Source organism: Corynebacterium sp. MSK218 (genome assembly GCF_030232655.1).
In the GTDB taxonomy this organism is placed as follows: Bacteria; Actinomycetota; Actinomycetes; order Mycobacteriales; family Mycobacteriaceae; genus Corynebacterium.
Map to the genome: position 1 here is coordinate 96,980 of NZ_JASPGN010000006.1, position 17,512 is coordinate 114,491.

General features: G+C 60.9%; 16 protein-coding genes. 7 read left to right on the top strand and 9 right to left on the bottom strand.

What is annotated here, in order from left to right:
* Positions 1 to 17 precede the first annotated feature (17 nt).
* Positions 18 to 269 carry a hypothetical protein gene (locus QP922_RS06460; protein ID WP_284808437.1) on the bottom strand — a complete coding sequence of 84 codons (252 nt, stop codon included), beginning with the start codon at positions 267 to 269 and terminating at the stop codon, positions 18 to 20.
* Entirely contained in the window at positions 266 to 1,936 is a 1,671-nt protein-coding gene (locus tag QP922_RS06465) for a nitrite/sulfite reductase (RefSeq protein WP_284808438.1), read from the bottom strand. The genes QP922_RS06460 and QP922_RS06465 overlap by 4 nt, the downstream gene beginning before the upstream one ends.
* A gap of 231 nt (positions 1,937 to 2,167) precedes the next feature.
* Between QP922_RS06465 and QP922_RS06470 the strand changes: the two genes are divergently transcribed.
* Positions 2,168 to 3,520, top strand: a complete 1,353-nt coding sequence (locus QP922_RS06470) for an FAD-dependent oxidoreductase (protein WP_284808440.1) — start codon at positions 2,168 to 2,170, stop codon at positions 3,518 to 3,520.
* A 203-nt stretch (positions 3,521 to 3,723) separates the two neighbouring features.
* Here QP922_RS06470 and QP922_RS06475 read toward each other — a convergent pair whose 3' ends face one another.
* Positions 3,724 to 5,091: a phosphomannomutase/phosphoglucomutase gene (locus QP922_RS06475; protein ID WP_284808442.1), complete on the bottom strand. Its 1,368-nt coding sequence runs from the start codon at positions 5,089 to 5,091 to the stop codon at positions 3,724 to 3,726.
* An 88-nt stretch (positions 5,092 to 5,179) separates the two neighbouring features.
* Positions 5,180 to 5,623: a DUF3499 domain-containing protein gene (locus QP922_RS06480; protein WP_083280742.1), complete on the bottom strand. Its 444-nt coding sequence runs from the start codon at positions 5,621 to 5,623 to the stop codon at positions 5,180 to 5,182.
* 93 nt (positions 5,624 to 5,716) lie between these two features.
* Between QP922_RS06480 and QP922_RS06485 the strand changes: the two genes are divergently transcribed.
* Positions 5,717 to 6,187, top strand: coding sequence for a metallopeptidase family protein (locus tag QP922_RS06485; RefSeq protein ID WP_284808445.1), 471 nt, complete (start codon positions 5,717 to 5,719; stop codon positions 6,185 to 6,187).
* An 84-nt stretch (positions 6,188 to 6,271) separates the two neighbouring features.
* Here the strand turns inward: QP922_RS06485 and QP922_RS06490 are convergent, their stop codons facing one another.
* The 3 genes from QP922_RS06490 to QP922_RS06500 all read right to left on the bottom strand — a co-directional run bounded on the left by QP922_RS06490 (position 6,272) and on the right by QP922_RS06500 (position 9,090).
* Positions 6,272 to 6,520: a WhiB family transcriptional regulator gene (locus tag QP922_RS06490; RefSeq protein ID WP_005528147.1), complete on the bottom strand. Its 249-nt coding sequence runs from the start codon at positions 6,518 to 6,520 to the stop codon at positions 6,272 to 6,274.
* A gap of 509 nt (positions 6,521 to 7,029) precedes the next feature.
* Complete coding sequence (gene manB, locus QP922_RS06495; protein WP_039674171.1) at positions 7,030 to 8,124, bottom strand: mannose-1-phosphate guanylyltransferase; 1,095 nt, start codon at positions 8,122 to 8,124, stop codon at positions 7,030 to 7,032.
* 54 nt (positions 8,125 to 8,178) lie between these two features.
* The gene (locus QP922_RS06500) at positions 8,179 to 9,090 is read right to left on the bottom strand and encodes a glycosyltransferase family 2 protein (protein WP_284808555.1); all 912 of its coding nucleotides are present in this window, start codon (positions 9,088 to 9,090) and stop codon (positions 8,179 to 8,181) included.
* A 53-nt stretch (positions 9,091 to 9,143) separates the two neighbouring features.
* Between QP922_RS06500 and QP922_RS06505 the strand changes: the two genes are divergently transcribed.
* The 3 genes from QP922_RS06505 to QP922_RS06515 are packed head-to-tail and all read left to right on the top strand — an operon-like array spanning position 9,144 to position 12,278.
* Positions 9,144 to 10,796 (top strand): LCP family protein, encoded by a 1,653-nt coding sequence (locus tag QP922_RS06505; RefSeq protein WP_284808448.1) that lies wholly within the window; start codon positions 9,144 to 9,146, stop codon positions 10,794 to 10,796.
* Positions 10,797 to 10,841: 45 nt separating this feature from the next.
* Entirely contained in the window at positions 10,842 to 11,531 is a 690-nt protein-coding gene (locus QP922_RS06510) for a TIGR03089 family protein (RefSeq protein ID WP_284808450.1), read from the top strand.
* A gap of 24 nt (positions 11,532 to 11,555) precedes the next feature.
* Positions 11,556 to 12,278, top strand: a complete 723-nt coding sequence (locus QP922_RS06515; RefSeq protein WP_284808451.1) for a sulfite exporter TauE/SafE family protein — start codon at positions 11,556 to 11,558, stop codon at positions 12,276 to 12,278.
* Positions 12,279 to 12,379: 101 nt separating this feature from the next.
* Here the strand turns inward: QP922_RS06515 and QP922_RS06520 are convergent, their stop codons facing one another.
* Positions 12,380 to 13,312: a type IV toxin-antitoxin system AbiEi family antitoxin domain-containing protein gene (locus QP922_RS06520; protein WP_284808452.1), complete on the bottom strand. Its 933-nt coding sequence runs from the start codon at positions 13,310 to 13,312 to the stop codon at positions 12,380 to 12,382.
* Between the two features lie 179 nt (positions 13,313 to 13,491).
* Positions 13,492 to 14,373, bottom strand: a complete 882-nt coding sequence (locus QP922_RS06525; protein ID WP_284808453.1) for a LysR family transcriptional regulator — start codon at positions 14,371 to 14,373, stop codon at positions 13,492 to 13,494.
* Between the two features lie 130 nt (positions 14,374 to 14,503).
* Between QP922_RS06525 and QP922_RS06530 the strand changes: the two genes are divergently transcribed.
* Together QP922_RS06530 and QP922_RS06535 are read left to right on the top strand one after the other, a co-directional pair.
* The gene (locus tag QP922_RS06530) at positions 14,504 to 16,150 is read left to right on the top strand and encodes a thiamine pyrophosphate-dependent enzyme (RefSeq protein ID WP_284808454.1); all 1,647 of its coding nucleotides are present in this window, start codon (positions 14,504 to 14,506) and stop codon (positions 16,148 to 16,150) included.
* A 12-nt stretch (positions 16,151 to 16,162) separates the two neighbouring features.
* Positions 16,163 to 17,500, top strand: a complete 1,338-nt coding sequence (locus QP922_RS06535) for an aromatic amino acid transport family protein (protein ID WP_284808455.1) — start codon at positions 16,163 to 16,165, stop codon at positions 17,498 to 17,500.
* Positions 17,501 to 17,512: the final 12 nt, after the last annotated feature.

Sequence of the window (17,512 nt, forward strand, 5' to 3'; positions counted from 1 at the left end):
CTCTCCTCAGTTAACGGTTAGGCCTGCGGCGCGGTGGAGTGACCGCGTCGAGCTAGGGAACGCTTAAGTGCTTCGTTGGCGGACACCGTCGGCGCGGGAGCCACCGGGGCATCGTCCTGGCCGTGGAAGCGCAAAGAGAAGATACGCAGGCACTCGTGGCACTTCCAGGCAAAATCGTCTTCCTCATCCGGGAAAAGGTCGGTGCCGGCGCAGTAGGGGCAGTACGCCGGGTGGTTGCGGTTGGGGTTGGGCTCGCGGCGGAAATTCACTGCAGGTCCTCCTCGTCAGCGCGCAGGACCCAGTGGCGGAACTCCTCGCCGTCGTCGCGCTGCTCCTTGTACTTGTTCACAAGGCGGATGACGTACTCCGGTACCTCGTCGGCCACGACCTTGTGACCGCGCAGCTTGCGGCCCCAGTCCGGGGAGAGACCCAGCGCGCCGCCCAAGTGGACCTGGAAACCTTCCACGCGGTTACCGTCCTCATCAGTGACAATCTGGCCCTTAAGGCCGATGTCAGCCACCTGAGAGCGAGCGCATGCGTTCGGGCAACCGTTGAGAGCGATAGAGAGTGGAACATCGAGATCACCCAAGGTGTCTTCCAAGATGTCCACGAGCTCGATGGCGCGAGCCTTGGTGGTCACGTGCGCAAGCTTGCAGAACTCCAAGCCAGTGCAGGAGATGACGCCGCGACGGAACTCCGAGGGCTGGGAGTACAGTCCCGTCTCATCAAGCGCACGAGAGAGCTCTGGAATGTCTTTTTCTTCCACGTCGAGGAAAAGCAGCTCCTTCATCGGGGTCGTGCGGATACGCGTAATGCCAAAATTCTCTGCCACGTCCGCGATGGCAATGAGCTGTTCGCCTGTCGCGTGGCCCACGGTGGGCTTTACGCCAACGTAGAACTTGCCGTCCTGCTGGCGGTGCACGCCGACGTGGTCACGGTTGCCGGGAGCGACGGGGAGCGGGAGGCCGTCGAGAAGCGGCTCGTCCAGGTATTCCTCTTCGAGGACCTGACGGAACTTCTCAATGCCCCACTGCGCCACGAGAAACTTCAGGCGCGCACGGTTGCGGTTGCGGCGGAAGCCGTAGTCACGGAAGATGCGGGCCACTCCAGCCCAGACCTCCGGTACACGCTCGAGTGGGATCCAGGCACCGAGGGACTGCGAGAGCATCGGGTTGGTGGACAGACCGCCGCCGACAAAGCAATCGAAGCCGGGACCGTACTCAGGGTGGTTGGTGCCAACGAAAGCGACATCCTGGATTTCGTGGGTAACGTCCTGGCGGGCGTTGCCGGAGATTGCGCTCTTGAACTTACGCGGCAGGTTATGAAACTCATCTCGCAGCAGATAGTCGTTCTTAATCTCTTCGATGGCTGGGGTGGCATCGATAATCTCATCCGCTGCTACGCCAGCAACAGGAGATCCGAGAATGACACGAGGCACGTCGCCGCAGCCCAGCAGGGTATCGAGGCCTACGGAGCGTAATTTCTCCCAGATGGCGGGGACATTCTCAATCTCAATCCAGTGCAGCTGGATGTTCTGGCGATCGGTGAAGTCAGCCGTCGACCGAGCATAATCGCGAGAAATCTCTCCCACTGCACGAAGCTTGGCGGGATCGGCGCAGCCACCATCGAAGCGCACGCGCATCATGAAGTACTCATCCTGCAGCTCAGCGTTGGAGAGCTTGGAGGTCATCTCTCCGCCCAAGTTCTGGTTGCGCTGGGTGTAGAGGCCCAGCCATTTAAAACGTGGGGCAAGGTCTTCGGGTGGAATGGAGGAAAAACCCTGCTTGGAGTAGATGTCGATAACGCGCTGGCGCACCGCGAGGGCGTCGTCAGCCTGCTTAATCTCTTCATCCCCGTTGAGCGGGGAGGTACCATCAATCTTCCACTGACCTTCCGGCTTCTTCGCGCGGGGCTTTCGCTGTGTGGCGGTGGTCATAGTCTGCTGCCTTTCGTCGGTTAGTGAAAACCTACCGGTCTAGACGCAACAGACAAAGCAGTCTTTTTTACTTTCGGAGCAATATGCGAAGCACGCTGCGTCTATGCCACAATGATCTCCGAATGTAATTAGGCATAGTTGCCCAACAGCAGACAAGACGGTTCAATAAAGCCCACGCTTGTTAAAGAACTAAGCTTTCGATAGTTAGTACAACACTCCGAAAGGTCATCCATGACTCAGCAGCCCCTGAAAGTAGCCGTCATCGGCGCCGGCCCAGCCGGCATTTACGCATCCGACATTCTGGTGAAGAAAACCGGCGGCAACGTTCAGATCGATCTCATCGAGCAGATGCCCGCACCGTTTGGCCTCATCCGCTACGGCGTGGCACCGGACCACCCGCGCATTAAGGGAATCGTCAACTCCCTGCACCGCGTGCTTGATTCCGAACAGATCCGCCTGCTATCCAACATCACCGTGGGCCGCGATGTTACCGTCGCCGAGCTCGAGGAGTACTACGACGCTATCGTCTTCGCTACCGGTGCCGTCGGCGACTTGGGTATGACCATCCCCGGCTCTGACCTCGAGGGCGTGCATGGCGCAGGCGAGTTCGTTGGTTTCTACGACGGCAACCCGCGCTTCGAACGCTCCTGGGACCTCTCCGCCAAGGAAGTCGCTGTCATTGGCGTGGGCAACGTCGGCCTTGACGTGGCCCGCATCCTGGCCAAGACCGGCGATGAACTCAAGGAAGCTACCGAAATCCCCGACAACGTCTACGAGTCCCTAGCTAAGAACCAGGCCACCACCGTGCGTGTCTTCGGCCGCCGTGGCCCGGCGCAGGCCAAGTTCACCCCGCTGGAGCTCAAGGAGCTTGACCACTCCCCGACCATCAACGTGGTCGTGGACCCGGAGGACATCGACTACGACGAAGCCTCTCTCAAGGCCCGCGAAGAGGCCAAGTCCTGCGACTTGGTCTGCCAGACCCTAGAGGGCTACGCCATCCGCGAGCCCAAGGATGCCCCGCACACCCTACAGATTCATCTCTTTGAGCAGCCGGTCGAGTTTATCGGTGAAGATGGCAAGGTGACTGCCGTGAAGACCGAACGCACCGCCCTCAATGGTGACGGTTCTGTCTCCGGCACCGGTAAGTTCACCGAATGGCCAGCCCAGGCTGTCTACTTGGCCGTAGGCTACCGCTCCGATGCCATCGAGGGCGTGCCTTTCAACACGCAGAAGAACGTCATTAACAACGACGGCGGCCACGTCGTTGGTCTCGACGGCACCATCGTGCCGGGCCTCTACACCACCGGATGGATCAAGCGTGGTCCGGTGGGACTTATCGGCAACACCAAGTCCGACGCCACCGAGACCATCGGCATGCTGCTTGACGACGCCCAAGCGGGCAACCTCTCCCACGAGCGCGAGGAGGACATCGTGGAACTCTTCAAGTCCAAGGGCTTGGAGCACCTGACCTGGGAGGGTTGGAAGAAGCTGGACGCCGCCGAGCGCGCACTGGGCGAGGCCGAGGGCCGCGAGCGCAAGAAGTTCGTCGAGTGGGAAGAGATGGTTCTCAACTCGCGCGACTAGCCCGCCACCCACGGCTGGGCCCCATGGCCCAGCCCCACAGCCCAGCCCCGACGGCAGATCCTCGCCGCCAACGGCAAGGCCTCCTGAACTAAAACTGCCCTATCTGACGAAACTCTCGCCTCCGCCACAATTAACGCGGAGAAGATCGTCAGTTAGGGCAGTTCTTGTCTCAAGGGCTGCGCGTGAAGGCACTTGCCCTCACGCTACGCGCGGATGATGGCGAGAACCTCGTCGACGATGGCCTGCACCTCGTCGGCGGTCTTTGCTTCAACGTTGAGGCGCAGCAGCGGCTCGGTGTTAGAGGCGCGGACGTTAAACCACGCATCGGTGCCCTTCAGCTGCACGGTGACGCCATCGAGCTCGTCAACGGACTCAATCTTGTCTGCAAGCTCATCGAGCACGCGCTGCGTCGTGGCCTTCTGGTCCTCCACGGTGGAGTTGATTTCGCCGGAGGCCTCGTAGCGTGAGTACTGCGCCATGAGCTCGCTCAGCGGCTTGTCCTGCTCGCCCAGAGCGGCGAGCACGTGCATGGCAGCAAGCATGCCGGAATCAGCATTCCAGAATTCCTGGAAGTAGTAGTGCGCCGAGTGCTCGCCACCAAAGACTGCCTTCTCCTTGGCCATCTGAGCCTTGATGAAGGAGTGGCCCACGCGGGTACGCACAGCCTTGCCCCCCTTCTCCGCGATGAGCTCCGGCACGGTCTTCGAGGTAATCAAGTTATGAATGATGGTGGTGCCTGGGAACTTATCAAGGTAACGTTCCGCCACCAGCGCACAAATGGCTGACGGCGAGACCGGCTGGCCCTTTTCATCCACCACGAAGCAACGATCCGCATCGCCGTCGAAGGCCAGACCAATATCCACCTTCTGCTCTACAGTGAACTTTTGCAGGTCCACCAGGTTCTTCGGATCGAGCGGATTAGCCTCGTGATTCGGGAAGGTGCCGTCGAGTTCAAAGTAGAGATCACGGACGTCGAAAGGCAGGCCCTCGAAAACAGCCGGGACGGTGTGGCCGCCCATGCCATTCGCGGCGTCGACAGCCACAACGAGTGGGCGGGAGTTCTCCAATGGCACCAGGCCGCGAAGGAATGCCGCGTAGTCCGGCAGAACCTCACGCTCGGTGACGGTGCCCGGCTCGCCGTCAAAGGCCGGGGTGCCGTCAATCAGCATGTCCTTGATCTGCTCCAGGCCAGTCTCCTGTCCCACCGGAACAGCACCGGCTCGGCAGAGCTTGATGCCGTTGTACTTCGCCGGGTTGTGGGAGGCGGTAAACATGGCACCCGCGCAGTTGAGGTCGCCGGCGGCAAAGTAGAGCTCATCAGTAGAGGTCAGGCCCAACATAATGACGTTGACACCTTGTGCTGCAGCGCCTTCGGCAAAGGCTGTTGCCAGCTGTGGGGAGGACGGGCGCATGTCATGGCCCACCGCCAGGGTGGTTTCGCCTTCGCCGCGCAGAATGGCGGCGTAGGCTGCGCCGGTATCCCGTACGAAGGTCTCATCGATATCCTCGCCCACAACGCCACGGACGTCATAAGCCTTAATCACTGCATTGAGCTGTTCACGAGTTCGCATAGCCCTACAGCATACTCATGTCCTCTGGCGCCTCTGCGCTGGGAAACACGGTTGACAAGGAAACCCACGAGGCTCGCGTCGCCGAGCGCTAGTCGGCGTCTGGCACCACCGTCAGGTGCGCGCGGCGGCGCTGGCGGGCGTCGTGGACTCTCCTGGTACGGAAGACCGGGTGGTTGGAGTTGCGCGGGTCCGCGCCGTCGAAGTTGGCGGAGTAGTCAATGGGATCGGCTCCGGAGCCGGTCGTGGAGTCGTCGACAAGCCCGGTGGTTACGCGGCCAGCCTCGCGCACGGCCTCAGCCAGAGCGGTGAGGTCATCATCCTCATCAAGCTCGATGCGGTCCACGCGCACCATTTCCCACCCTTGGGGCGCGGTGATGCGCTCGCTGTGCTTCTCGCACAGGTCCCACGCATGGGGATCAGTATCTTCAGACAGTGGGCCCACAACGGCGGTTTGCTGTGCGTAGGCATAGGTCAACGTCGCCACGGCGGGACGGCCGCAGCCGGGGCGGGAGCAACGGCGGGAGCTATTCACGGCCCCAAGTCTAAACCCAAACTTGAGATTTCGATAGTCCTACACGGCGCGCCCCTTGCCCAAGCATCGCCACCGCACCTTAAACTAAGCCGCATGAGCACGCCCCGCCCCCACATCCGCCCGGCCCGCCACCGTCATGGCCGCGGCGCTCGCGGGCCGCTACTGCCCCATGCAACGCCCCGCTACCGCAGTAGCGCTGAACGCTTCGACATGGCCGTGCTCGAAGCTTATGCACCAATCCAAAACGCATTCGCCGAACAGCTCGCTGGCCTAGACTTGGCCGTCGACACTGTGCCCCGCATGCGACTATCCGTGGACATGACGGTCATGCCGGATGAGATCATCGCCGACGGACCGGTTCCCTTGGGGCGCATCGTGCCTGCCGGAGTCGATTCAGCAGGGCAACCGACCCGTGCTCGCCTGGTCATCTTCCGCATGCCAGTGGAGGAACGCGTGCACTCAGCCAGGGAGCGCGAAGAACTACTCTCCACCGTACTCACCGCCCTTGTGGCCAATTACCTCAACGTAGATCCAGAAGATATCGACCCGCGCTTTAGCTGGTAAAACGCAATTCTCCCCCGCCATGCCCTGCGGGAAGCAAAGGTATGACGAGGGAGAAAAAGATGCTGCACTACCAGATCCGCTGCGCTAGCCGATTTCACGTTTTAATCGGCGGCGCTCACGGTCTGACAGCCCACCCCAAATTCCGAAGCGCTCATCGTGCTCAAGCGCATACTCAAGACATTCATCACGCACAGCGCAGGCCTGGCAGATGCGCTTAGCCTCACGCGTTGAGCCTCCCTTTTCCGGGAAGAAGGCTTCCGGGTCCGTCTGGGCGCACAGCGCCTGGTCTTGCCACTCCTGCTCGACGGCACCAAAGAGTTCATCGAGCGACATCTCTGCAGCAGCACCGCCACGGAGAATAGCGCTGTTATTCGTTGTATTGTCCACGCCGCTTCCTTTCTCCGAGGTCGTTTCTCTCTCTTAGTCGATGGCACCGACCGTACACCGAAAGTTACTTTCGGTGCCGTGCCCGCCGTGCCGTTGATTACACTGATGTCATTTCACACCGGATCACTAAATATCGTCAACCTGTCGGGAGTCATTTTTCCGCAATCTCGGCAAAAACGCTGCACACGATCCCCAAATTTCACATCAGTCACAACCCGCCAGTCGAGGGGGTGAACATCGGGGGTACTACATGTAGTGCCCACCCCCTACCCTGTGAACAATTCCAAGGTTCCTTCGGCGTGTCGCCACCCACCCGCGCAGATCTCGTGGATCTCAATCGCACCACTAAAACCATCCGTCACGGCATAAGAAGAGGCGCTGGGAAGGCATTTTCCCAGCGCCGAGCTTTACGATCGCTTCGTAGTTGCGCCTAAACGCTAGCCACAGCTTTGCGTTTAGGCATCCGAACTGAAACGCACTCCCGCGTCCGGAAGGGTCACGCCTGGGAAGACGCGCATGCCGCCCTGCAGCTCGCAGCGCGCACCAATCGTCGCGCCTTCACCGATGACGCAGTTATCGATGTGCGCATTGGCACCGATGTGCGCGCCAGACGCGATGATGGAATTGCTAATAATGGCGCCTGGCTCAATGGTCACGCCATCGAAGACCACGGTGCCATCAAGACGTGAGCCCGCGCCGATGACCGAGCCACGCCCCACAGCAGTGCCTGAGAGCAACAGCACGCCGCCAGCGATGCCGGCAGACTCGTCCACCACGGACTCACCGGTGCGGCCGGTCAGCAGCGGCGAGTGAGCAATGCCGCGCACTAGGTCAGAGGAACCACGCACGAAATCATCCGGGCGGCCCATATCGCGCCAGTAGGAGTTGTCCACGTGGCCCACGACGAGATGACCGGACTCCAGAAGCTGCGGGAAGGTCTCACGCTCAACAGAGACCACACGGTCAGCCGGGATGGTCTCAATAACCTCACGCTTGAACACGTAGCAGCCAGCATTAATCTGGTTCGTCGGCGGATCCTCGGTCTTCTCCAGGAAGGCGGTTACTCGGCCATTGGAGTCCGTAGGAACGCAACCAAATGCGCGCGGGTCCGCCACGTTCAGCAGGTGCATCGTGACATCAGCCTGCTTGGAGTGGTGCGTATCGAGGATGCCGTTGAGGTCCATGCCGGAGAGCACGTCACCGTTGAACACCATGACGGTGTCCTGGCGCAGTTTGTCGTAGACGTTGCGGATACCACCACCGGTGCCCAGCGCGGTCTCCTCCACCACGTACTCAATCTCCAGACCCAAATCCGAGCCATCGCCGAAGTACTCCTCAAAGACCTCAGCTTTGAAGGACGTGGAGAGCACAACGTGCTCAATCCCAGCCTCCTTGATACGGGCCAGCAGGTGCTGAAGGAAGGGGTAGTTGGCCGTCGGCAGCATGGGCTTCGGCGTACCAATCGTCAGCGGGCGCAGGCGGGTGCCGCGGCCTCCCACCAGAATGACGGCATCGGCCGTCGATCCCCACTGGGGTGCTGATTCAGTCATATCGATCCTTAAACTCTCACAGATAAGTCACCGTTAGTGTATAGGCCACAAGGCCTAGGACCCGTCGCGGCACGCGCTCAATGCCAGCCCACGTACCCGAAGTCCCAGCCACAGTGCCGCGCGCAGCGGTGCCTCGAACCAGTGCGGGTACCGATCCGCCTGGAATCGGTAGGCGGAATCATGATGAGCTCGCAGCATCGCACCGCGGTGCGCCTTCGTCGAATGGCCTTTGGCGTGCGTAATAACGGCCGACGGGCAGAAGATATTGCTCCAGCCTGCCCGCGTAAAACGATCACCCAGGTCCACGTCTTCCATATACATAAAATAGCGCTCATCAAAACCGCCAATGGCGTCAAAGGCTTCCCACCGCACGAGGAGACAGGAGCCGGAAAGCCATCCGGCCGGGCGCTCGCTACTCATGTCCGCATCATTGCGGTAGGCCTTCGACCACGGGTTAGCTGGCCACACCGTTCCGAAAAGCGCGTGACCAATTCCAGTGCTCAGCGTCGGCACCGCACGAGCCGAGGGATAGTTCGTGCCATATGGCTCCACGATGCGCGGGCCCACCGCCGCAGCCTGAGGATGGCGGCGTGCACAGGCGATGAGCTCGTCTAAAGAACCTTCACTAAACGTCACATCCGGGTTAGCAATGAGAAAAAACTCCTCATCCACTCCCCTCGTACGTGCGAAACGCGCGCCTGCGTTCATGCCAGCGCCATAGCCACTGTTGCCGCCGGTATCGAGGAATTCCACGTTCTCATGATCCCGCGCGGCGGCTTCGGGCACGCCATCCGTGGAGCCATTGTCGGCGAGGATAGTGAGGGTTGGGTGGGACGTCGCCAAGCACAGCGAGGATAAAAAGTCACTAAGGTAGCGGCCCGGGGAGAACGTCACCGTGACCACTGCCAGGGGTTTGCGTAATTCTTTCACGATGGCATCGAGCGTACCCAACGGCGACGCGCGCACGCGCACGCGACACTGCTTCACGTTTTCGGCACCTACTCCCTTAAACTATTGCCGTGACTTCCCCGAACTCCCCGCGCGCCGCCCGCCATATCCAGGCCGCGCCGTCGCAGTCCGCGCCCGCTACCCAGCACGGCTCCACGCCGGTCAAGGCCCTCGTGGCTTTCCTTTCCGCAGTGGTCCTCGTGCTCTCCGGCGTGGGCTACTTCACCGTGGGCAAGCTGGGCAATGACATCTCCTCGGCGTCCAACTTGGCTCTGGGCAACGACGGTGGATTCAAGGACAAGGGCATTGATGGTGCCGTAGATATCCTGCTCGTGGGCAAGGATTCCCGCACCGACGCCAAGGGCAATCCCCTCTCCGAGCAGGAGCTGGCGGACCTACATGCCGGCGTGGATGAGGGCGAAGAGAATACGGACACCATCATGGTCATCCGCATTCCGAACGACGGTTCCCGTGCCACGGCCGTATCCATCCCGCGTGACACGTATGTGCACGATAGCGAGTTTGGCAACACCAAAATCAACGCCGTCTTTGCGCTGCACAAGTCCGCCAAGATGGAAGAGCTGCAGCAGGAGAATGCCGAAGCAGAGGCCCTGGGCAAGAAGGCACCGCATACGGAAAAAGAAATGGAGCAGGCCAGCACTGAGGCTGGCCGCACCGGCCTGATTTCCATGGTGCGTACCCTTACTGACGTCAGCGTTGATCACTACGCCGAGGTGGGACTGCTGGGCTTCGTGCTGCTTACCGACGCCGTCGGGGGCGTCGACGTCTGCCTCAACGACGATGTGGACGACCCGATGTCCGGTGCGAACTTCCCGAAGGGCCGCCAAACCCTGCAAGGAGCAGAAGGCCTGTCCTTCGTGCGCCAGCGCTACGAGCTTCCCCGCGGCGACCTCGACCGTATCGTGCGCCAGCAGGCCTACATGGCCTCTCTGACCTCGAAGGTCCTGGATTCTGACACTCTGACCTCGCCCGGCAAGCTCAATAAGATTGCCGATGCCGTCGAGCGTTCCGTCGTCATTGACAACGACTGGGACATCATGGGCTTCGTAACCCAGCTTGCCGGCTTGGCCGGTGGCAACGTGACCTTTACGACCATCCCGGTGACCTCCATTTCCGGCACCGGCGATTACGGCGAGTCTGTCGTTACCATCGACGCCGCCGAGGTACATCGCTTTATGGATGACCTGGCTAAGTCCCAGGAAGCTGCTGACGACGACAAGCAATCCGAGGAGGCTGCCGCTGACGAGGGCGCCAACGACGGTGAGAAGCCCGTCGCTGAGGGGCTCAACCTCCACGTTCTCAACGCCGGCACGGTAGACGGCATGGCCGGTGGTATTGGCACCTGGCTTAAGAATGTGGGCTATACCGTCGAGCGCACCGCCAACGCGCAGTCCGGTATCTACGCCGAATCGCAGGTCGTGGCTGCGGATGCCAACGACGAGCGTGCCCTCGCTCTGGCTGAGCAGCTGGGCGGCTTGCCGGTCACCGCGAACGAGGAACTCGAACCGGATACCTTCATCGTCGTGGCTACCGATGACTACGCCGGTCCAAAGGATGACTCCGCCATGGAGCAAGAAGCCGAAGCGGAATCGAACCAGGTGGCCGAGGACCAGCAGGTAGGTACTCCGGGCGATGACTTCGGCACGGCTGAAGTGGCGCCGGAAATTGATGCCGGCGGCGACGGCCCTCGCTGCGTGAACTAAAGAGCCCGTGGCGGGCTTCGTGCCCGCCACCTACGATGGGCGGACATGGAACTCCTTCAGCATCTCCTGTCCGCCGATGCCTCCGCACCACGCCTGAGCGTCTACAACGAGGCCGACGGCACACGCATGGATTTCTCAGCTCAAACGCTGGAAAACTGGACCTCCAAAATCGCCAACATGTTGCTGGAGGAGCTCGACCTCGAGCCCGGCACCGATTCCCGCATCCTCATCGACCTTCCGGTGTCCTGGCAGGCAGCCGTCATCGCCCTCGGCGCGCTCGCTGCTGGTGTTCCCTTTGACGTCACCGACGGCGCGGCTGTCGAGGATCAGCCTCGCCCTGACTCTGTCGCGGTGCTCTTTACTTCCCCGGAGGCTTGTGCCTCAGGCACGTCCGTTCCCGGCGCGGATACCGTGCTCGTGACTCAAGACCCCTTTGGGCGTGGAGTCGTCGAAAGCGGTGGTGAACTGCCAGTCGGCACCATTGACTTTGGCCCTACGATCCGCTTTTATGGCGATCACTTCTATGGTTCCACCACTCCGCTTCCGGAGCTTTTCCCCACTGACTTAGGTGCTGAGCGCGTGCTGTCTCCAGGGTGGAGCGACACCGCTTCCTTCCAACGTGCTGTGTTAGAGCCACTGGCTGCGGGCGGCTCGGCTGTCATCGTGGCGGGCCTGTGCTCGGCGGACCGTTTGGAGGAAATCGCGGGCAACGAGAAGGTCACTGTCCGCGCTTAAGCAGCACCGTGAGATAGTGGAGCAATGTTCAGCTGGCTCTATGTATTTATCGGCGTGCTCATCCTCGTGGGCACAATCTGCCAGGGCACCATCGGATTCGGGCTGGGCACCATCGCCACCCCTATCTTGGCGCTCATCAAACCGGAGCTAGTCCCCACGCTCATTCTTCTGTTAGCTTTCGTCATCTCCACGACGACCATGCTCAAAGCCCGCGCCGCAGTGTCCTGGGACATCGTGGCCATCTCCTCCATCGCGCGCATCCCCGGCTCCCTGCTCGGTGCGTGGGCAATTGCCTCGCTTTCGCACCGCGGACTTTCCCTGTTTATAGGCTGCGCCGTCATCTTTGCCATGACGTTGTCCAGCCTCGGCTGGTCCCCCAAGCGCACCACCGCCAACATCGCGGTGGCGGGTGTGACCTCCGGCTTCTTGGGTACCTCCACCTCCATCGGCGGCCCACCCATGGCGTTGGTCTTAAAGGGCTACGACCCTGCCCGCATTCGAGGTACCTTGTCAGGCACCTTCATCATCGGCTGCACCATCTCGCTGGCCATCTTGGGCTTAAGTGGGCAAATCACCCAACTACAGCTCACCGCCGCCGCGGCCTACCTGCCGGTAGCCATCGTGGGCCTCATCGCCGCCGGCTACCTCAACCGCTTTATCAACGCGAAGGTGCTCAACCGCATCGTGTTCGTGGTGGCCATCAGCGCGGCCTTGGCGCTCATTGTTGAAGGACTCGTTGCAGCCTAGCGTCCGCACCCTGCTGTCGGGCTCAACTGCCAGGATCACGCTCCACACTGCCCGATCTGCCAAAAACACCGCCTCCGGTTCAAGATCTGGTAAAAACTTCGTCAACTAGGGCAGTTAGGTGACTCTGGGAAGTCAGGGGGTTCAGGCAGGTCCGGCGGAAGATACCCCAAGTGCTCGCTGTACTCCCAGGGCTTTGGTTTGGGCGGCAACACTCCCTCGTGCCAGAAGCCGATGAACTTGAAATAGCGCTTCTCAAAGTCCGGATTCCTGGCATTGGCTATCTGGTCGATGACATAGTCCAGGTGGTGCGCCACGCAATGACCTGTGTAGCGCAGCGTTAGCCACCCAATCAGTGCACCTTCGTTGTTTTTCCAGTGGTCCCGCAGCCATGCCTCTTGCTGGGAATGAAATTTCATCCCGTTGATTTCTACCGCAACTTTGAGCTCTGGGAGCACAATGTCCCAGGTGTAGTGGCCGATAACAACGTTGCACTCAACCTTGAGCCCACGCCTTTTCAATCCCTTGGCCACCTTGACCTCCGCACCAGAGTCCGTGAACAAAGCGGCCTGCTCCAGCATCCGTTGACTTGCAACAGGGGTGACCTTGAGTGCTTCGCGGTGATTATCCAGGCGCGCCCGCCCAGCCTTTGAGGAATAGATGGACTCAAAAACGCGAATTCCCAGCTCAGGACTAACTTTCTTCATTGCGACAAGAGGATTAAGGACCCGGATCCCAGACAAGGTAACAAAGCTTTCGACACTCACCCGCGAGTGCACATAAAAGGTTGATGTCGGCATTCTCTCCACACTGGCGAGCTTCAGTGGAAAAGTGACAGTCTCGCCAAGGAGTACCTGAGCAGCCGTTGTACCTGTCACCTTAAGGAAGGGCCGGTGCTCCTGTAACAGCTTCAATAGTTCTAATGCCTCGGGCCTGCCCCATACGTAGAGCCCCTTGGCAAGACGCGTAATCTCTCCTCGGCGCACCCGAGTTGCAAGCGCACCTTTAGATAAGCCGCGCACAATGCCGTGTTTCATGTCATTCCCCCCGGAAAGCTCGACCCCAAGCTAACACGGCGCACCGCTGAGCGCAGAGCAACTGCCTTATCTGCCAAAGTTACCGCCTCTGACTCAAGATCCAGCCAGATCTTTGGCAACAAGGGCAGTTGTATCCACCGCACACTAGGAGTGCACCGCCCAGCGCCAAGAAAACAGCTCTAGCGAAGAGAGCCCTCAATAAAACTGCGAAACCGCCGGGCAATCTGGGCAATCTCATTTCCGGCGAAGTGGCCCGGGCGCCACGCAGCGACAAGGGGCACACCGCCGACTGCCTTGTCGCCATCGACCACGTCGAAGCCCACTAATCGCACCGGACGCAGCTCCGTCATTAGGGCTACGGCCTGGCCTGAGCGGGCCAAGGCGCTCAAGGTTGCGGTGTCATCACACTCGACGTGAGAGCCAAGACTCAAACCTGCCCTTCCTATAAAGGAATCCAGCACTCCGCGGGAAACGCTGCTTCGCGACGGCAAAGCAAGACGCTCCTCGAGCAAGCGAGCCACATCCACACTGGTCGAGCCTGCGCACTCCAACGCCAGCGGATGGGCCGGCGGGACCCAGGCACGCACGGGAACCGAACCTAAAGGCAGCGAGGCCACATCAGGTCCTGGCGGAATGGGAGCAATGACGAGGTCGGCGGTGCCCTCCAATGCCGCGAACACATCGTAGTGCGAGACCGGACACGTGGTGAGCAAAGGGATGGAGGAACCAGCTGCTTCAATGAACGGCGCGAGCAGGGTGGAGATTGTCGTCGGCGTCGCCGCTACCCGCAGTGCGGCAACATTGCCAGAGCGCAAGGCTTCCACCGCCTGCCCAGCACGCGCGGATTCGGCGAGGAGGCGCCGGCAGGTGGGGATGAGGGCATGGGCGGCGTCGGTAAGCACCAGCGCTGACCCGGCGCGCGTAAAGAGCTCGAGGTCCAGTTCCTTCTCAAAGCGGCGCAGCTGGCGGCTTAATGCAGGTTGGGTGATTCCCAGCTGCGTGGCGGCGGCCGTCACCGTGCCGGCGTCCGCGAGCGCGAGGAAATATCTGGCTTTCACCATGTCCATTCTCCTATTTCTACCACCAACTATGCCTTAAAGGCATAAGTTTCCAACTTTTTAGACATTAGACAACATGAAACAAGAACAGAATAATGAGATGACTACCACATACACCCAAGGGAGGTTCTCCATGTCACATGTCGGCGCCGCCATTGCCGAATCCCTCGCCGCCCACGGCGTGAGCCGCGCATTCCTCGTTCCCGGCGAAAGCTTCTTGCCCGTCCTCGACGGGCTTTATGACAGTCCCGTCGAGGCCATCGTTACCCGCCAGGAAGGCGGCGCTTCCTACATGGCAGAGGCGCACGGCAAAGCTACGGGCCAGTCAGGTGTCGCCATGGTGACACGTGGGCCCGGCGCGGCCAACGCTTTCGTGGGCATCCATACCGCCTGGCAGGATGCCACCCCGCTCGTCCTTTTCGTGGGCCTTATCCCCCACGCTGACCGCGACCGCGAGTCCTTCCAGGAGTTTGACCCCAAGGCCTGGTTCGGCACCCAGGCCAAGCAGGTCTTTGTCCTCGATGACCCGTCGCGCGCCTCCCGCGTCGTGGCTGAGGCTTTCTTCCAGGCCCAGCAGGGCCGCCCCGGTCCCGTCATCGTGGGTTTGCCCGAGGACATCCTGCACCGCGAATTCACCGGCACCATCCACCCACCCATCCCGGTGTCGGAGGGCGCGCTTTCCGACGATCACCTGGGCCTCCTCTCCCGCGAACTCAGCCACGCAGAGCGCCCGCTCATCTTCGCCGGCGGTCCGCGCTGGACCCCGGAGGCCGCGGAGAAGATCACTCGCTTCGCAGAGGAGCACCGCATCCCCATCATTCAAGATTTCCGCGCCGCTGACCGCGTGCCGTTTGACTCCCCCGCCAACGCTGGCTGGTTGGGTTATGGCCGCGATCCGCGCGCGGCGCAGCTACTCGAAGACGCCTCTCTTGTCATCGAAGTCGGTGCCGTTCTTGGTGATGTCCCCACCGACGGTTACACCTTGCGCCAATCGCCGCAGGCACGCAACATCGCCATCAACCCCGATACCAGCCTGCGCGGTCACTCGGTGGCGCTGGACGAGCACATCGTGGCAAGCCCTGTTGCCTTTGCGAACGCCCTGGAACGCCTGAACGTCGAGGGCGCGGACAAGCGCGGCGAGTGGTTCGACTCCGCACATGCCAACCATCTCGAGTTCGCCACCTTGCCCTCGCCGGCTGACTACCGCCCAGGCAAGGATGGCACCGCCCACATGGAGGCCATCCTCGCAGCACTCCATGAGCAGCTGCCGAAGGATTCCCTCTACACCTTCGGCGCCGGCAACCACTGCATCTGGGCGCAGCAGTTCTTGCGCTCGACGGTCTATCCTTCGCAGTTCAGCGTGCGCAATGGTTCCATGGGCTACTCCGTGCCAGCTGCGGTGGCTACAAAACTGCAGTTCCCTGAACGCACCGTCGTCACCATTGCCGGCGATGGCGAATACCTCATGAACGGCCAGGAGCTGGCCACCGCTCTGCAGTACGGCGCACCATTCCTCATCATCGTCATGTCCAACGGCGAATTCGGCACTATTCGCGATCACCAGAAGAAGCACTTCCCCGATCGCGTTTCCGGCACGCAGCTGGTGAACCCTGACTTCGCGGCCGTCGCCCGCGGCTTCGGCGCTCACGGCGAGCTCGTGACCGATGATTCCCAAGCACCGGAGGCCGTCGCCCGTGCCCTAGCCGCCATCCAGGAAGAAGGTATCCCCGCACTCATCAACGTCATCACCGATCAAGACCACTCCCTGCCCATCGAATAGAGGAGGCTCACCATGAGCACCACACACAATCCCCCGACAACATCCTCCGTGCCCGCCAGCGAGCTGAAAGAAGGTGAGCACCTCGTCGGTGATGATGTCGTGGCCAAGCAGCGCCCCGCTGCTTCTACTGCCTCGTGGATCATTACCCTCTTCGGCACCGCGGTGGGTGCTGGTATCCTCTTCCTGCCGCTCAACGCCGGTGGTTTCGGCTTCTGGCCGCTTGTCTTCGCCACCGTCTTTATCCTCCCGCTGGTGTACTTCTCCCACCGCACTTACGCGCGCATCGTGGCCGGTGCGCCGAAAGAGGATCACGGCAAAGACATCCTCGAGCTGGTCACCCAATACCTAGGCAAAGGCTCTGGTGTCGCCTTCGCCCTGCTGTACTGGATTTCGGTCTTTTCCACCGTGCTCATTTACGGTGTCTCCATCACCAACGCCGTCGACAGCTTCATTGTGAACCAGCTCGGCGGCCCCTCCCTTAACCGCTGGCTACTGGCCACCATCTGTGTCGGCATCATGACCGGTGGCTTCGCCATCGGCCGCAAGCCCATGATTTGGCTGGCCCAGGTGCTGGTGTACCCGCTCATCATCGCGCTGGCGGTGACCTCCATCTACCTCATTCCGCGCTGGGATCTCCAGAGCTTCATCCACTTCGACGACGGTGCCGATAGCTGGGGCCAGATGCTCAAAGGCATCTTCCTCATCCTTCCAGTGCTGGTCTTCTCCTTCTCCCACATGGCGGCACTGTCGCAGTTCGCCATCGACATGCAGCCACAGTACGGCGAGAAGACCGAGAAGCGCGTCTCCCGCACGGAGCTCTACACGTCCATCCTGCTCGTGGTCTTTACCATGTTCTTCGTCTGGTCCTGCGTCCTTGCCTTGGGCGCGGACGGCATGAATGAGGCACTGGAGCAAAACATTCCAGTGCTCTCCTACTTCGCCAACGTCACCGGCACGCCGTTCATGGCGTATATGGCGCCCATCGTCGTCATCTGCGCCATCGTGTCCTCCTACTTCGGCCACATGCTCGGCACCGAAGAGGGCACTGAGTACCTGCTCAAGACTGCCGCGCCACAGCTGGCAGAGAAAGTTTCGCATCGCAGCCTTCTCAACATCATCTACCTCATCGCCTTCGTGGGCACCACCCTCGTGGCGGTCTTTAACCCGTCCATCATTTCCATGATTTCCGTGGTCTCTGGCGTGTTCGTGGCATTCATTGTCTACATCGTGCCGGTATACATGTTCAAGAAACTGGACGTTTACAAGAAATTCCGTAACGACCCCTGGAACTACTTCGTCTTCGGTATGGGCGTGCTCATCATGGCCGTCACCATCTGGGACATGCTTTAGAAAGGAAACCGC

What these genes read in the sequence shown, in the direction of transcription:
- QP922_RS06465 (WP_284808438.1), bottom strand. Translation starts at nt 1,936, where the DNA reads ATGACCACCGCCACACAGCGAAAGCCCCGCGCGAAGAAGCCGGAAGGT.
- QP922_RS06470 (WP_284808440.1), top strand. Translation starts at nt 2,168, where the DNA reads ATGACTCAGCAGCCCCTGAAAGTAGCCGTCATCGGCGCCGGCCCAGCC.
- QP922_RS06475 (WP_284808442.1), bottom strand. Translation starts at nt 5,091, where the DNA reads ATGCGAACTCGTGAACAGCTCAATGCAGTGATTAAGGCTTATGACGTC.
- QP922_RS06485 (WP_284808445.1), top strand. Translation starts at nt 5,717, where the DNA reads ATGAGCACGCCCCGCCCCCACATCCGCCCGGCCCGCCACCGTCATGGC.
- QP922_RS06490 (WP_005528147.1), bottom strand. Translation starts at nt 6,520, where the DNA reads ATGTCGCTCGATGAACTCTTTGGTGCCGTCGAGCAGGAGTGGCAAGAC.
- manB (WP_039674171.1), bottom strand. Translation starts at nt 8,124, where the DNA reads ATGACTGAATCAGCACCCCAGTGGGGATCGACGGCCGATGCCGTCATT.
- QP922_RS06510 (WP_284808450.1), top strand. Translation starts at nt 10,842, where the DNA reads ATGGAACTCCTTCAGCATCTCCTGTCCGCCGATGCCTCCGCACCACGC.
- QP922_RS06515 (WP_284808451.1), top strand. Translation starts at nt 11,556, where the DNA reads ATGTTCAGCTGGCTCTATGTATTTATCGGCGTGCTCATCCTCGTGGGC.
- QP922_RS06520 (WP_284808452.1), bottom strand. Translation starts at nt 13,312, where the DNA reads ATGAAACACGGCATTGTGCGCGGCTTATCTAAAGGTGCGCTTGCAACT.
- QP922_RS06525 (WP_284808453.1), bottom strand. Translation starts at nt 14,373, where the DNA reads ATGGTGAAAGCCAGATATTTCCTCGCGCTCGCGGACGCCGGCACGGTG.
- QP922_RS06530 (WP_284808454.1), top strand. Translation starts at nt 14,504, where the DNA reads ATGTCACATGTCGGCGCCGCCATTGCCGAATCCCTCGCCGCCCACGGC.
- QP922_RS06535 (WP_284808455.1), top strand. Translation starts at nt 16,163, where the DNA reads ATGAGCACCACACACAATCCCCCGACAACATCCTCCGTGCCCGCCAGC.